We start from the raw sequence: 15,417 nt of genomic DNA on the forward strand, positions 1-15,417 counted from the left end.
CCTACCAGCCTCCTACCCAGCCATCGAAGAGGCCTTCGGGGAGAGTCTCTTCGTTGGCGCCGCGGAGAAAGTCGAAGTCGCAGCCGCGATGCGCCTGCTCGATGTGTTGATTGTAGAGATTGCGATAGCCGCGCACGTGCCGGGACAGCGGCGGCTGCCACGCCTGGCGCCGACGCTCGAGCTCTTCCGGCTCGACGCAGAGCTGCAGACGGCGCTCCGCCACGTCCAGCTCGATGATGTCGCCATCCTGCACCAGGGCGAGCGGACCACCGATGGCCGCCTCGGGGGAAACGTGCAGCACCGCGGCGCCGTAGGCGGTACCGCTCATTCGCGCGTCCGAGATGCGGAGCATATCGCGGACGCCGCGCTCCATCAGGTGGCGCGGCAGGGGCAGCATGCCCCACTCCGGCATCGCCGCGCCCACGGGACCGGCGTTGCGCAGGATGAGCACGCTGCTCTCGTCGATGCCGAGCTCGGGATCGTCAATCCGGTCGGCGATCGTCTGGACGTCCTCGAAAACCACCGCAGGGCCGCGATGACTGAACAGTTTCGGGTCTGCGGCGCAGGTCTTCATCACCGCCCCATCCGGCGCCAGGTTGCCCTTCACCACGACCAGTGTCTCGCCCGGCTTCACCGGCTTGTCCAGCGGGCGAATGACATCCTCATCGATGACCTCGGCGGTCTCGATGACCTCGCCGATCGTGCGCCCGTCGACCGTCCGTGCGTCCAGGTGCAACAGCGGCTTGAGTGTCTTGAGCAGGGCCGGCACGCCGCCCGCGGTCATCAGCCGTTCGGTCAGATGTTCGCCGGCGGGCTGAACGTTGGCAATCAGCGGCACGCGGCGGGCGATCTCGTCGAAGCGCTCCAAGGTCAACGGCACACCGACGCGGCCGGCGAGCGCCAGCAGGTGGATGATGACGTTGGTCGAACCGCCCACCGCACACAGGAGGGTGATGGCGTTGTCGAAGGCCCGTGCGTCGAGTATCTCATTCGGACGCGGACTTCCCTCGGCAGCCATGCGGACGCTGCGACGGCCCACCTCGCGGGCGAACTGATTACGACGTCGGTCGACCGCCGGCACCAGGCTACTGCCGGGAAGGGACACGCCCAACGCCTCACAGATGGTCGCCATGGAGGAAGCCGTCCCCATCTCGGCACAGTGGCCCACCGTTCCCATGACGCTGCGCTCGAACGCCGCGAAGTCGCCTTGGGAAACCTCGCCGGCACGCAGCTCGTCGACCAGGCGCCAGACGCCGGTGGCATTCGCCAGATTTCCGCCAGTCGACGAACGGGGCGTTGTCGGGCCGCTGGCCAGGAAGATACAGGGAACCCCGGCGCTCGCGGCCCCCATCAGCAGTGCTGGTTGCGTCTTGTCGCAGCCCCCAAGCAGCACCACCGCGTCGAACGGGTAGGCGCGGATGGACTCCTCGGCCTCCATCGCCAGCAGGTTTCGAAACGGAAACGAGGTCGGCTTGATGATGTTCTCGCTGATCGACATCAGCGGCGCCTCGAGCGGGATGCCGCCCGCCTCGAGAATCCCGGTCTTCACCTCCTCCGCCAGGTCACGCAGGTTGAGGTTACAGGGATTGATATCGGACCAGGTGTTCAGGATGCCCACGACGGGGCGCTCCATCAGGTCCTCGCGGCTCCATCCGGCGGCCGCCAGGGTCGAACGGTGCACGAAGCCCGGCAGATCATCCTTGCGGAACCAGCGCGCGCTACGCAACGGCCGGTTGAGTTTAGTCTTGTGATCGCTCATTGGTTCACCTTGCAGTCACTATGCTCGGAAGCAAGTGTAATCTGGCAACGCAAAGATCATCTGCCGTTTATACCGAGTATTCGGCATGATGGCATGGAGCTGGTCATTCAATTGGCACGTTCCATCGATCACCTCTAACCGAGGTCGACACGGTGATAACGAGATATAAAATTGCTGACGGAACTACCTGAATAGGCTTGAATCCAACACGGCCTACTATTTGAAAAATGCGTAGGGTGTGCCCAGCCCCTTGTCGAGGGCCGCCTCGTACAGCATGGCAACCGTCACGGTGTCTTGAATGGCCATGCCGACCGAATCGAAGATCGTGATTTCTTTCGGATTTTCACGACCGGCCTTTTTTCCCAGCAGGATCTCACCGATTTCCGCATGGATATCTTCCGGCTTGATGATGCCTTCTTTAACGGGATGCTGTGTATCGCCGTACTTGATGCAGAGATCGACAGAATCGTTGACCACCTTGGCCTCTTTGAATATATCGGCGCCAAGCTCCTGCTTGCCCGGCATATCGGAGCCAATGGCAACGATATGCGTGCCGGGTCTCAGCCACTCCTTCTTGACGATAGGTCCCCGGTGGGCCCGCGTGGTAGTGACGACGACGTCGGCTGCGCGAACTGCTTCCTCCGCAGTTTCGCATTTTCGGATATTGAGACCTGTCTCCTCGGACATTTCCCGAACGTACTCATCGAGCGCTTGCGGGGAAGCGTTCCATACGAGAACCTCGGAGAAATCCCTCACCCGGATAATCGCCCGAAGCTGTCTGCGCGCCTGGTTTCCCGCCCCTATGATACAAAGCGTCCTGGCATCCTCGCGTGCCAGGTATTTTACCGATATGGCACCCGCGGCGGCGGTACGGCAGCCGGTGATCCAGGTTCCATCCATGACGCACCTGAGAGCGCCGGTGCTTGCCTCGAAGAGCATCACGGTGTTCATGCCCGTCGGCAGGCCCAACTCGGGATTTCCTTTGTATCCACCGGCGGAGGACTTGATGGTGATATATCCCCCAGCAAGATCAAGGCCGCCCTTGAAATCGATACACGCATGTGAACCAGGGAGCTCTATGCTCATGAAATCCGGCTGAACGACTTTTCCGCTATTGAAAGATTTGTAGCCATTTTCAACGGCTTCTAGCACTGCATCCAGATCGATGAGCGACCCCACCTCATCCTTGTTCAACAACAGAGTCTTCATGCTCGCTCCTTTTTACTTGTTAAAAAATACCTGCCACACGCTCCCCTTTGAGGAGCCTGCCGATCATGTCGATGCCCCAGTTCCCGGAGGTAAGGACCACACAGACTTTTTCATCCGGGCGAGTCGTCACGGCACCTGACTGCAAGGCGGCGATTCCTACGCAGGCTGAAGGCTCCGCGACGAGCTTGGCATCGTTTGCCACCATTCTTACCGCCTCTTCGATGGCTTCTTCCGAGACGGTAACGATGTCATCCACATACTTCTCGATGATGGGATAGGTGTTGTTGCCGGGCCAGTCGCAGGCCAGGCCGTCGGCTAGGGTCTGCTTCACTGTCGCCCTGGTTCGCTCGCCGTTTTGGCGGCTCAAATAGTAGGGGCAGCAGGCCTCGGCCTGGACGCCAATCACCCTTATCTCGGGATTGGTCTCTTTGATGGCGGTGGAAATACCCGAGATGAGCCCGCCGCCACCGATCGGAACGAGCACGGTTTCCACATCGGCTAGATCCTCCATGATCTCCAGGGCAATCGTGCCTTGACCGGCCATGACGTCAAAGTCTTCATAGTTGTGCACGATGGTGTAGCCATGTTCCTCGACCTCGGCATGCACCTTTTTCCAGCGCTCTGTATAGGCACGGTCCCACAGGATCACATCCGCCCCCATCGATCTGGCATTGTCGACCTTCAGCTTGGGCGTGTCTTCCGGAACGATGACGGTCGCATGAATGCCGAGCACTTTCCCTGCATACGCACATGCCTGACCATGGTTACCCGATGAGCTGGTAATGATGCCCTTGTCCCGTTCGGCCTGCGTCAAGGACAGGATCTTGCTCAACGCCCCCCTGATCTTGAACGCACCTGTCACTTGGAGCATCTCGGGCTTGACATAGACCTGACAGCCCAAAGCCCTGTCCATCTTGCTTTCCCGAAGCAGTGGTGTACGGCACACATAAGGCCGGATACGCACTGCCGCTTGCTTTACATCCTCGAGCGTTACCTTCGTCTTTTCCATAACCACCCCCTTGATCTGCCGCCGGGTTCACTGACCTGCGGACTGTGTACAGCGCGTTCTGTACTGACGTGGCGTCATCCCGCAAAGGCGCTTGAAATGCCTCGCCAGGTGGCTCTGGTCGAAAAAGCCGGTCTCGCTGGCAATGTCCGTCGGCCGCAGCCCCTGCTCCATCATCGCTTGTGCCTGCCGGACCCGCACCTGACAGACGTAGCGATAGGGGGAAATGCCGAATCGCTTGCGGAAGCGCTTGGCCAGACTGAAACGTGTCATGCCGACGAGCTCGGCCAGATCGTCGAGATTGATCGGCTCGCAGAAGTGCTCATCGATGTATTGCTTGGCCGTTGCCATCGCCATGGCCGTTTCGTCAGCGTCTCGCCTCCCGTCAGGGTCAGGCTCACCCGCCTGCCACATCGGAGGAATGCCGCTCTTGTCGTTCATGTTCCACACTCCCTACGCCGGCACCACCGCAAGCCCGGTGCGACCGGCATGACAGAATGCAACGTCAGTTGCTGGCCGCCATGGCGGGTACAGGCTCGTCGAGCTGCCGCAGTTCGCTATCGCTGTGGTGACAGAGGATTTCGTTGCCCTTGTCGAGCCGCACCCGCGGTGGCGAGACCTTGTTGCACTTGCCGTCGATCCTGACCGGACAGCGCGACAGGAACGGACAGAGCGGCGTCAACGCGGCCGGCATGACGATCTGCGGCAGTGCACCGCGGCCGGCCCGCGTCTCCTCGAGCCAGCCCTGGTGCATCTCCGGCACCGAGTCGATCAGCAGATGGGTGTACGGATGATACGGCGGTGCCTGGAAGGTCGCTCGATTGCCCTGCTCCACCTTGGCGCCGGCATACATCACCACCACCTCGTCGCAGATCGCGCGTACCGTGCTGATGTCGTGGCTGATGAACAGATAGGAAACGTTCAGTTCCCGCCGCAGCTCCGCCATGAGTTCGAGGATCGCGGCACCCACCACCGTATCCAGCGCCGAGGTAACTTCGTCGCAAAGGATCAGATCCGGCTCGGCCGCCAGCGCTCGTGCCAGGTTGATGCGCTGCTTCTGGCCGCCGGAAAGCTCACTTGGGCGACGCGTCGCCAGGCTTGCCGGCAGTTGCACCAGCTCCAGCAGCTCGGCCACCCGGCGACGGCGCTGCGCGCTGCGCATGCCGTGGTAGAAACGCAGGGGGCGCGCCAGGATCTCTTCAATGGTGTGCTGCGGATTCAGCGCCGTGTCGGCATTCTGGAACACGTACTGCACGCGCCGGAACTGCTCGCGGGTTCGTCCGGCGAGCGTGCCGCTAAGCGGCTGGCCATCCAGCAGGACCTGCCCGGCCGAGGGTGCCACCAGGCCGGCAATGGCTCGCGCGACGGTGGTCTTGCCCGACCCGGATTCACCGATGATCCCGACCGTTGCTCCGCGGCGGACCTTCAGGTCGATATCCTGCACGACCCGCTTGCTGCCATAGCAGATCTCGAGACCCCGTACGTCGAGCAGCAGATCCTCATCGATTCCGGAGATTGCTGGCACCGCTTCAGCCGCGTGTTCCGCCGGTTTCATCGCCGCCAGCAGGCTGCGGGTATAGGGGTGCTCAGGCTCCACCAGGATCTGCTCGGTGCGGCTGTTCTCCTGGATCTCGCCGTTGCGCAGCACCACGATGCGGTCGGCCATCTGCGCCACCACCGCCAGATCGTGCGAGACGTACACCGCCGTCGTATCGAGCTCGCGCACCACCTTCTTGAACGCCCGCAGTACCTCGATCTGGGTGGTGACGTCCAACGCGGTGGTCGGCTCGTCTAGGATGACCAGCGCCGGATCGGTGATCAGCGCCATCGCCGCCATCAGCCGTTGCAGTTGCCCGCCCGACACCTGGTGGGGATAGCGCGCACCGATGTTCTCGGGGTCCGGCAGCGCCAGCGCCCGAAACAACTCGACCGCCTTGGCCCGCGCCGCTCGCCGCGACATCACGCCATGGATCAGCGCACTCTCGATCACCTGCTGCATGATGGTCTTGGCGGGATTGAACGCCGCCGCCGCACTTTGGGCGATATAGGCCACGGTGCGTCCACGCAGCTTCGCCAGTTCGGAATCCGGCTGTTCGAGTACCTCGACATCACCGATGCGCACCGATCCCCCGACGATACGACAGCCGGCGCGGGCATAGCCCATCAGCGCCAGGGCAATGGTGGTCTTGCCGGAGCCGGACTCACCGATCAGTGCCAACACCTCGCCCTTCTTCAGAGTGAAATCGGCACCGTGCACGATCGGCACATCGACGCCGGCATCATTACGCGCCGCTACGCGCAGACCGCTGACCTTGACGATATCGTTCATCTCAGTTCTCCATCTCGCGCTTGGCCCGTGCACCGAAGCTGTCGATGATCAGGTTGACCCCGACGGTCAGGGTGGCGATGGCAATCGCCGGCGCCAATACGGCCGAAGCACCTTCACCCAGACCCTGGATGTTTTCCCGTACCAGAGAGCCCCAGTCCGCATCCGGCGGCTGCACGCCCAGGCCGAGAAAGCTCATCGCGCTCAGCAGCAGCACGACGTAGACGAAACGCAGGCCGAAGTCGGTCAGCACCGGACGGAGCATGTTCGGCAACACCTCGATGAACATGATGTACGGCATGGCCTCACCCCGCGCTCGCGCGACCTGGACGAAGTCCATCGTCATGACGTTGACCGCGACAGCACGCGCGATGCGGTAGGAGCCGGGCATATAGGCAAAGGCGGCCATGACCAGCAGCAGCGGCACCGAAGAGCCGAAAGAGGCCACCATGATCAGCGCAAAGATCTTGTTGGGAATGGCGATCAGGGCGTCCTGAGTGCGACTGATGGCAGCATCGAGCCAGCCACCGGAGGCCGCCGCCACCAGGCCCAGTACCACGCCGAACAGGCAGGCCAGTACCGTTGCCGCCAGTGCCACGCCGATCGTGTAGGGCGCACCGTGCAACAAGCGGCTGAGGATGTCCCGCCCCAGGAAGTCCGTGCCAAGCGGGTATTCCAGGCTGATTGGGCCGAATACCTCGAAGCTGACCAGTGCGTTGGCACCATGGGGCGCCAACCAGGGGCCGACCAGGGCCATCAGCAGCCAGAATCCGACGATCAGCAGCCCCAGGGCACCGCTGATGGGCCGCTTGGCACGGCGGCGCACGACCTTTGGCGCCTTGTCGCCGAACGCCACATCGATCGCGGCCTCGGCTCGAGCACCCGACGTGCTCAATTTCGGTGACGGCGGAAGAGTGTTCGGGTTCATGTGCGCAGCCTCGGGTTGGATAGGATGGCAATGATGTCGGCGATCAGCACCAGCAACAGAAAGCCCAGGGAGAACAGCATCACGCACGCCTGCACCAGCGGCATGTCGCGAGTCACCACGGCATTCACCATCAGCGTCGCAATGCCCGGATAGTTGAAGATCGTCTCGACGATGACCACACCGCCAAGCAGGTACGACAGGCTCAGCGCCACGGCATTGGCGATCGGCCCGATGGCATTTGGCAGCGCATGGCGCAGCACCACCCGCATCGGCCGCGCGCCCTTGAGTACCGCCATTTCAACGTAGGGAGAACTGAGCTGGTCGATGACGGCCGCCCGAGTCATACGCGCCATCTGCGCGACCAATACGCAGCACAGGGTCAGCACCGGCATGGCATAGACACTGAGCAGCTGCAGGAAAGAGTCGACTTCTACCGAGCGCGACAGCGCCGAGAGCCAACCCAGCTTGACCGCGAAAATCAGCACCGCGACGGTGGCAATCAGAAACTCGGGAACCGATACCAGGAATACCGCCAGCATGTTGGTATAGCGGTCGAAGATCGATCCGCGATACATCGCCGAGAGGATGCCGATGGACAGCGCCAGGGGCACGGCAATCAGAGCGGTGGCCGCTGCCAGCTTCAGAGAGTTGGGCAGCCGGCTCGCGATCAGATCGTCGACCGGCATGCCGTTGACCAGTGAAACACCGGGGTTGCCTGTCACCAGGCCACCCAGCCAGCTCAGGTAGCGCATGTATACGGGCAGGTCCAGACCCAGCTTCGCACGCAGTGCCGCCACCGCTTCCGGTGTCGCCTCCTGGCCAAGCTGTTCCTGGGCCGCGTCGCCCGGCAATAGGCTGGTGAGAATGAAGACCACCAGCGAGACGATGAGCAGGGTGAGCACGCCGATACCCAGCCGGCCGATGATGAGCCGTGGAATGCTGCTGTTCATGGTTTGCCCTTCTTATTATGGCGTCACCTTATTCCCGCCAAGGTGACGCCTTCATGGTTGAGTTGTCGTCAGAGTGATTGCTCAGGCGTCCAGCCAGACGTGCTCGGCGAACATGTAGCCCATCAGGCCGCCCAGCGGATGGGGGCTCAGCCCTCTCAGCTTGGTGTTGTGGCCGTCGATGCTGCTCCTGAACTGCGGAATGCCGATGCCGCCGTGCTCGTGGATCAGCACCTGCATGTCGCCGTACATCTGCTTGCGCTTGTCTTCGTCGGTCTCGCCGCGCGCCGCCAGCAGCAGCTGGTCGAACTGGGCGTTGCGCCAGCCCGACTCGTTCCAGGCGGCATCGGAGTGAAAGAACAGGCTGAACATCAGGTCGGCCGTCGGCCGCGCACTGATGGCACCAAAGCCCAGCGGATGCTTCATCCAGTGGTTGGACCAGTAGCCGTCCGACGGCACCCGCCGGATCTCGAGCTTGAGCCCGATCTGCTGCGCCGAAAGCTGCATCAACTGAGCCATGTCCACCGAGCCGGTGGCGGCCTCGGAGGCCACCAGGGGAATCGAACGGTTCCCTACGCCGGCACGCTCCAGGTGGTACTTCGCCCGGTCCAGATCGAACTCGCGCTGGGGCAGGTCGGCGAGGTGGTAGCGGTGGTTGGGCGCGATCGGCTGGTCGTTGCCGAGGGTGCCGAAGCCGCCGAAGGCGAGCCGCTGGATCTGCTCGCGATCGAGCATGTGCTTCATCGCCAGCACGAAGTCCGGGTTGTTGACCGGCCCCAGCTCATCGCGCATCACCAGGTTGGTGTAAGCGCCGGTCGGGGACTCCATCACCGTGGCGTCGGCACTGTTCAGGATGCGCGGGATCGAGCGCGCATTGACCGGATTGATGAGGTCGACGTCCCCGGCGAGCAGGGCATTGATGCGCGCGGCCTCATCGGGAATCGCGAAGAACTCGATCTCGTCGAGGTAGGGCTGGCCCGGCTTCCAGTAGCCGTCGTTGCGCACGGCGACCGAGCGCACCCCCGCCTGGAACTCCGCGCACTCGAAGGGCCCGGTGCCGTTGGCGAGGCTGAAGTCCGTGGTGCCGTCGCGCACGATGAGGAAGTGAGAGGTGGCGAGGATCGCCGGCAGGTCGGCGTTGGGGCTGATAAGCCGGATATGCACTTCATGCGGCCCGGCGGCCCTGACCTCCTCGAGCTGCTCAGCGACGCTGAGGGCGCGGGAGGCGGTGTCCGGATCCTTGTGGCGGTTCAGCGAGTAGACCACGTCGGCCGAGGTGAACGGCTGACCATCGTGGAAGACGACGTCCCGGCGCAGCTTGACGACCCAGGTAAGGGCGTCGTCGGTGTCGAACGACTCCGCCAGCGACATCTGCGGCACCAGCGCCTCGTCCAGCGTGGTCAGGCCGTTGTAGAACATGAAGTGGCGGCAGTAGTCGGTGTAGTTCGCCCCCTTGGCCGGATCCAGCGTATCGGCGGTCGAGCTGGTCGCACTCGCGACCTTGATGCGTCCGCCGCGCTGGGGCGTCTCGGCGAAGGCGGACGACGCGCCGGTCATCAAGCCGCCGGCGGTGGCGGCCAACACGGTACCGGCGGCCATGCCGCGCAGCACATCGCGCCGCGAGATGCCGTGGCCGGCCGTGCGCGCCAGCTCAGCCATGATCCGTCGGTCTTGATTGGGGAAGTTCCTGTTTTTCATGTTCTGCCTCCGTCTATCCGCTTATCATTGCTTGTCTGTTGTTATGTCGGCGCACCGTTCTCAAGGGGCCCACCTCAGCAATCCGGGGTCTTCATCGAATGTGAACAAGCCGTTGAAACAATTACAGCACCAATGCACAACGCTTTTGGTTCGTTTTGGCCCCACTCGCACATACAATCGTTGGCATTGGCCGCACCATACGGCAGAAGCTGCCGCACACCCCGAGCCGTCCCGGCGACAAGTCCGTCATACCGACTACTCAGTTTGGAAGAGGAATTTTCACTGACTCTGGCTATACACACGATATGATTCGCCTGGCTTTGCGGTGCCGCCAACCTACAGGTGCGGCAAGAACGTCCTAGTCATGGCGGCTATCAGCTGCCAAACTGCCATTGCCAGGGAAAGCTACTTATGGAGAGCCAGGTGTCCAAAGAGACGTCAAAGCGCCTGCAGACTTATGAGCTGACGCTGCGAGACCTTGAGGAGAACGATATCGGCAAGCTGCATCAGCTGTCGGTGGGTGTCGGCTGGCCACACCGGCCCGACGATTGGCGCATGCTGCTCAAGGTCGGACAGGGATTTGCCGGCTGTGACAAGATCGGCCGGATCGTCGGCTCGGCAATGTGGTTTCCGATGGGCAACGATTTCGCCACCATCGGCATGGTCATCACCACGCCACAGCTGCAGGCCCAGGGCGGTGGCGGCTGGCTGATGGATCACGTGATGCAGCAGTGTCACGGCCGTCGTCTTCAGATCATCGCTCCCCGGGTCGCCTATCGTCTCGCCCACGCCCTTGGCTTCAAGGCCGTGAGCGTCGTGCATCAGCACCAGGGCACGGCAGTCGATCCAGGCGAGATCTCGCTGCCGGCCGACAGCCGGGTTCGCCCATTGAAAGCCACGGATTTCACCGACATCGCCCGCCTCGACCAGGCCGCCTTCGGCGCCGATAGAACGGCCATCCTGGAAGAACTGGTCGGACGCTCCACCGGCACGGTGCTGGAGCGGGAGGGCCATATCGCCGGCTTTGCCCTGTGTCGCAGATTCGGCCGGGGGCATATCGTAGGACCGGTTGTCGCAAAAAAACCCTCCGATGCCATCGCCCTGGTCGCTCCTCATGTGCAAAAACATGCAGGAAGATTTCTCCGGCTCGATACCACCCAACCCGAGGGCGACTTCACCGAGTTTCTCGAACGCTGCGGAATGCAGGAGTACGAACAGGTGTCGGTCATGACCCTACCCACCTCTACGGAACCGGTGGATACCGAGGTCCACACGTTCGCACTCGTGAACCAATCCCTGGGTTAGGCTTTGTACGAAAACTGCCTGCACACATCATCCTCGATCGCACATCGCTCCATCTGAAAAGACGGAGAGCATAAGCACATCACCATTCCATCGGCAGTCTCAGCGGCAAGAAAAAGCATACCCATATCATGCTAAAAACGCGGCTCAGGGCGGCACTATCATTCGCTCCGACTTCTCCCTCCGAACATTACTACCGAATTTTCCCGCCACCATAATCAGCCCTCCATATTGGCAAGAACATCCTAGTAATGCCCCTCGGCAGACGCCAGAGTACAAAAAGCTATGGAGGAACTTCTTATGGCAGTTCAGAACCTTGATACCGACATTACCTATCGGCCCATGCTGGGGAGCGACCTACCTGCCGCTCATCGACTCTCGCAAGCGGTACGCTGGCCGCATCGCCTGGAAGATTGGCAGCTCGTGCATCGTCTCGGCAGCGGTTTCGTTGCCGAGCGCAATGGCGAGGTCATCGGCACTGCCATGTGCTGGAGTCATGGCAGCGATCATGCAACGCTCGGCATGATCATCGTATCGCCCGAAGCCCAGGGCAAAGGCATCGGGCGCGCATTGATGGAGTCGATTCTCGACTTGATCGGCGAACGCAATACGCTCTTGCTCGCCACCCCTGAGGGTCAGCCGCTTTACGAGCGACTCGGCTTCAAGCCCATCGGCGCGGTCCACCAACACCAGGGCACCGTCGTGCAACCCGAAATCGTTGCGCCACCGCCCGGGGAGCGCATACGGCCGGCCGGCGCCAACGATCGCGCCAAGCTGATCGAGCTGGCGACAGCCGGCACCGGCATGCCTCGGGCAGCGGCGCTGCACGAACTGCTTCAGGTCGCCGATGGCGTGGTGCTCGACAACCAGGGAGAGCTCACCGGATTCGCACTGATGCGGCGCTTCGGTCACGGCTACGTGATCGGACCGGTAGTGGCCTCCTCTGCCGAGCGGGCCAAGGCCATGATCAGCTATTGGATGGGGGCACGTGTCGACTCCTTCATCCGTATCGACGTCCACGACTCCGGTCACTTGAGCCCCTGGCTGCAGGAGCTTGGCCTCTTGCAGGTCGATTCCGTCGTTGCCATGGTCAAGGGCGAAGCACCGGTACCGCTTCCCGGCCTGCAGCAGTTCGCCATCATCAACCAGGCACTGGGCTGATCCCGGAACGTCATCACTCATCACGGTCAACACAAGAGGAGGTGGCGAATGCCCCCTCCTCTCCTTTTCTCCACACGGGTAAAAGTCAATGGCAACAGTGCTGCACGGATAGGCCATGACAGCGCAAGGACCTCTTGCATGCGCGCGGATCGATATACCAACATCGGCGCCGTTTTCGGTGTTTCCTGCCGCCTACCCCTCGAGTTTCGGCGACTCTAAAGAAGACTAAAGCGCCATACTTCTTATTATGACGGGCCGCTGGCCCGGCAAACTCTCAATATCAATCCTCGCCTGATACTCGACGTGAGGCCTTCCCATGCACGAGCGCAACATCGCCGAACAGAGCACTCCCTTTTGGTGGGAAGCGGCACCCGTCAAACCACTGCCGCAGCAGCCGCTGGCCAAGGAACTCGATGTGTTGATCGTGGGCGCCGGTTACGCCGGGCTTGCGGCGGGGCTTGCACTGGCACGGGCTGGACGGTCGGTTGCCGCATTCGATGCCATGAGTCCGGGCGAAGGCGCCTCATCGCGCAACGGCGGGATCACCAGTGGCAGCATTCGCCCGGACTATGCCACGCTCAGCCGCCGCTTCGGCGAGAAGAAGGCGCTGGCCATCGAGGCGGAAGGCAAGCTCGCCCGGGAGTTTCTCTACGATTTCATCGAAACAGAAAGGCTCGACTGCGACCTCCAGCTCAGCGGCCTGTTCCGCGGTGCCATCGGCCATGAGCAGTACGAGAGCATGGCCCGTGGCGCCGAGGCGCTGGCGAAGAGACTGGGAATCGAGTCCTATGCCGTTCCGCATACCGAACAGCGCAATTATATCGGCACCGACTTCTACCGCGGCGGCACGGTCAGGATGGACATCGGCGGACTGAACCCCGCCAAGCTCCACGCCGAGCTGTTGCGCGTGGCCTTGGCTGCAGGAGTGACGGTCCACTCGAACACACCCGTTAGCTCGATAGCGCGGGACGGCTCTGGATTCCGCGTCACGACCGTGGCCGGAACGGTTCAGGCGCGGCAGGTTCTGGTCTGCACCAACGGCTATACCGATGGCGCCGCTCCCTACCTGCGCCGTCGCCTGGTGCCGGTGCGCAGCCGCATCATCGCCACCGAGGAACTCGCCCCCGAGGTGATGGCGCGTCTGATGCCCAGGCGAATGATGATGGGCGAAGGCCTACAGTTGGGCTTCTATTACCGCCCCTCGCCCGACGGCAGGCGGATCCTGCTGGGCGGCCGCGACAGCTCCCGGGTCGGCGACCCCGCGGCACCGACGCTGCGGCTGCGCAAGGGGCTGGTGACGCGCTTTCCCGAGCTCGAGAACGTGCGCCTCTCGCACAGCTGGTTCGGCAACGTGGCGATGAACCGCGACATGCTACCCCGCATCTTCGAGAAGGATGGCGTGCTCTACGCCACCGGCTTCTGCGGTTCGGGCGTGGTCTGGGCGCCGTGGGTCGGTACGCGCGCAGCCCACAAACTGCTGCGAGGCAGCGAACACCCCTGCTCGGCCTTCGACTTCCGGCCGCCCGCCTGCATCCCGTTCTATCGTGGCAACCCGTGGTTCATGCCGGCCGTCATACAGGGCTATGGAATGCAGGACCGAATCGCAATGTGGCGCGCCAGCCGATGAGCCGGGTCGATGCGGCCATCCGCCTGGCCTGCCAGCCATGCCTCAGGCTTCGTACGCCGCCGGCTCACCCCATGTCGACTTCTCGCAGGAGATGCAGCAATGAAATTCGTTTCCTATTGGCACGATAGCTCGGCTCCGTTCGACGAGGCTGCAGACGATCCCGTCTCGGGGGAGTTCGAGGTAGCGGTGATCGGCGCAGGCTTCACTGGCCTCAATGCTGCCCGGCAGCTGGCAAAATCCGGCCTCAAGGTCGCCCTGCTCGAGGCCGAACATGTCGGCTATGGCGCATCGGGACGCAACGGCGGGCACCTCAATAGCGGTCATTTCGCCAGCTTCGGCGCCATCAAGGCCCGCTTCGGAGATGCCCAGGCACGCCGCCTGTGGCAAGCCTATGACGACTCGATCGACATGATCGAAGCGATCATCGACGAAGAGAAGATCGACTGCGGCTTCCGACGCGGCGGCAAGCTCAAGCTGGCCTCCAAGCCCTCCCACGTGAAGAAGCTGCAGGCCATGTGCGATGAGATCCGCCGCGAGGTCGATCCCACGGTGGAGTGGCTGTCGCGCGAGGACGTGCGCAGGGAGCTGGGATCGGACGCCTTCCACGGCGGTGTGCTGTCGCCGAAATCCGCGATGATGCACATGGGGCAATACGTCGTCGGCGTGGCCCATGCCGCCCATCGCCATGGCGCGACCATCTGGGAGCACAATCCCGTCATCGCCCGCGAGCGGGTACCGCAGGGCTGGCGACTGACCACGCCGACCGGCTCCCTGGTCGCCCGGCAGGTCATCCTGGCAACCGACGCCTACACCACGGAGACCTTCGGCTATTTCCGCCGGCGGATGATGCCGGTCGCCTCCTTCATTATCGCCACGCGCCCGCTCACCGCGGAAGAAGTGGCGGCGACGATGCCGGGCAACCGGAACTATACGAACTCGCTCAATATCGCCAACTATTTCCGTCTCACTCCGGACAACCGGGTTCTGTTCGGCGGCAGGGCCCGCTTCTCCTCTGCTTCGAATCAGAAGACGGACGTCAGCTCCGGGCAACTGCTGCGCAAGCAGTTGATCGAGGTCTTTCCGCAGCTTGCCGACGTGGAGATCGACTACTGCTGGGGCGGTCTCGTCGGCTGCACCCAGGATCGCTACCCGCGCGCCGGCACCGCCGATGGGGTGATCTACGGCATGGGTTATTCGGGGCATGGCGCGCAGGTCTCGACCCTGATCGGCAGCGTGCTCGCCGATATCGCCATGGGCCGCAAGGGCACCAATCCGCTTGAGGGCCTGTCCTGGCGAGCCGTTCCCATGCACACGGGAAAACCCTGGTTCCTGCCCATCGTGGGGGCCTATTACCGAATGAAAGACATGCTGCCCTGATTGGCCCATTCCTCTCGGAGCGAAGCAGCCGATCACGACCGAACTCTACCCACTGGTGGCTTCCACCAATCATCGAT

12 protein-coding genes are annotated in these 15,417 nt (G+C 62.7%); 4 read left to right on the forward strand and 8 right to left on the reverse strand.

The features are described from left to right. Window position 1 precedes the first annotated feature (1 nt). The 8 genes from SPH52_RS09020 to SPH52_RS09055 all read right to left on the reverse strand — a co-directional run bounded on the left by SPH52_RS09020 (window position 2) and on the right by SPH52_RS09055 (window position 9,873). A complete protein-coding gene (locus tag SPH52_RS09020; RefSeq protein ID WP_411794686.1) occupies window positions 2-1,759 on the reverse strand; it encodes a dihydroxy-acid dehydratase in 1,758 nt (585 codons plus the stop codon). Between the two features lie 216 nt (window positions 1,760-1,975). Next, window positions 1,976-2,968 (reverse strand): ornithine cyclodeaminase family protein, encoded by a 993-nt coding sequence (locus SPH52_RS09025; RefSeq protein ID WP_411794687.1) that lies wholly within the window; start codon window positions 2,966-2,968, stop codon window positions 1,976-1,978. 19 nt (window positions 2,969-2,987) lie between these two features. Further along, window positions 2,988-3,977: a threonine/serine dehydratase gene (locus SPH52_RS09030; RefSeq protein WP_411794688.1), complete on the reverse strand. Its 990-nt coding sequence runs from the start codon at window positions 3,975-3,977 to the stop codon at window positions 2,988-2,990. A gap of 27 nt (window positions 3,978-4,004) precedes the next feature. After that, window positions 4,005-4,415, reverse strand: a complete 411-nt coding sequence (locus SPH52_RS09035; protein WP_411794689.1) for a helix-turn-helix transcriptional regulator — start codon at window positions 4,413-4,415, stop codon at window positions 4,005-4,007. Window positions 4,416-4,479: 64 nt separating this feature from the next. Further along, complete coding sequence (locus SPH52_RS09040) at window positions 4,480-6,303, reverse strand: ABC transporter ATP-binding protein (protein WP_411794690.1); 1,824 nt, start codon at window positions 6,301-6,303, stop codon at window positions 4,480-4,482. Between the two features lies 1 nt (window position 6,304). After that, a complete protein-coding gene (locus SPH52_RS09045) occupies window positions 6,305-7,228 on the reverse strand; it encodes an ABC transporter permease (protein WP_411794691.1) in 924 nt (307 codons plus the stop codon). Continuing rightward, window positions 7,225-8,178 carry an ABC transporter permease gene (locus tag SPH52_RS09050; protein WP_234253820.1) on the reverse strand — a complete coding sequence of 318 codons (954 nt, stop codon included), beginning with the start codon at window positions 8,176-8,178 and terminating at the stop codon, window positions 7,225-7,227. Before SPH52_RS09050 ends, SPH52_RS09045 begins: the two co-directional genes overlap by 4 nt. 81 nt (window positions 8,179-8,259) lie before the next feature. Then, the gene (locus tag SPH52_RS09055; protein WP_411794692.1) at window positions 8,260-9,873 is read right to left on the reverse strand and encodes an ABC transporter substrate-binding protein; all 1,614 of its coding nucleotides are present in this window, start codon (window positions 9,871-9,873) and stop codon (window positions 8,260-8,262) included. A 423-nt stretch (window positions 9,874-10,296) separates the two neighbouring features. Between SPH52_RS09055 and SPH52_RS09060 the strand changes: the two genes are divergently transcribed. From SPH52_RS09060 to SPH52_RS09075, 4 genes are all read left to right on the forward strand, one after another. Continuing rightward, on the forward strand, window positions 10,297-11,178 hold the full coding sequence (locus SPH52_RS09060; RefSeq protein ID WP_411794693.1) for a GNAT family N-acetyltransferase: 882 nt from the start codon (window positions 10,297-10,299) through the stop codon (window positions 11,176-11,178). Between the two features lie 297 nt (window positions 11,179-11,475). Beyond that, a complete protein-coding gene (locus tag SPH52_RS09065; protein ID WP_411794694.1) occupies window positions 11,476-12,336 on the forward strand; it encodes a GNAT family N-acetyltransferase in 861 nt (286 codons plus the stop codon). 316 nt (window positions 12,337-12,652) lie between these two features. Further along, window positions 12,653-13,963, forward strand: a complete 1,311-nt coding sequence (locus tag SPH52_RS09070) for an NAD(P)/FAD-dependent oxidoreductase (RefSeq protein WP_411794695.1) — start codon at window positions 12,653-12,655, stop codon at window positions 13,961-13,963. Between the two features lie 99 nt (window positions 13,964-14,062). Beyond that, window positions 14,063-15,340 (forward strand): NAD(P)/FAD-dependent oxidoreductase, encoded by a 1,278-nt coding sequence (locus tag SPH52_RS09075; protein ID WP_411794696.1) that lies wholly within the window; start codon window positions 14,063-14,065, stop codon window positions 15,338-15,340. Window positions 15,341-15,417: the final 77 nt, after the last annotated feature.

The sequence above is a fragment of the Halomonas sp. A29 genome, assembly GCF_046723295.1.
GTDB lineage: Bacteria > Pseudomonadota > Gammaproteobacteria > Pseudomonadales > Halomonadaceae > Halomonas.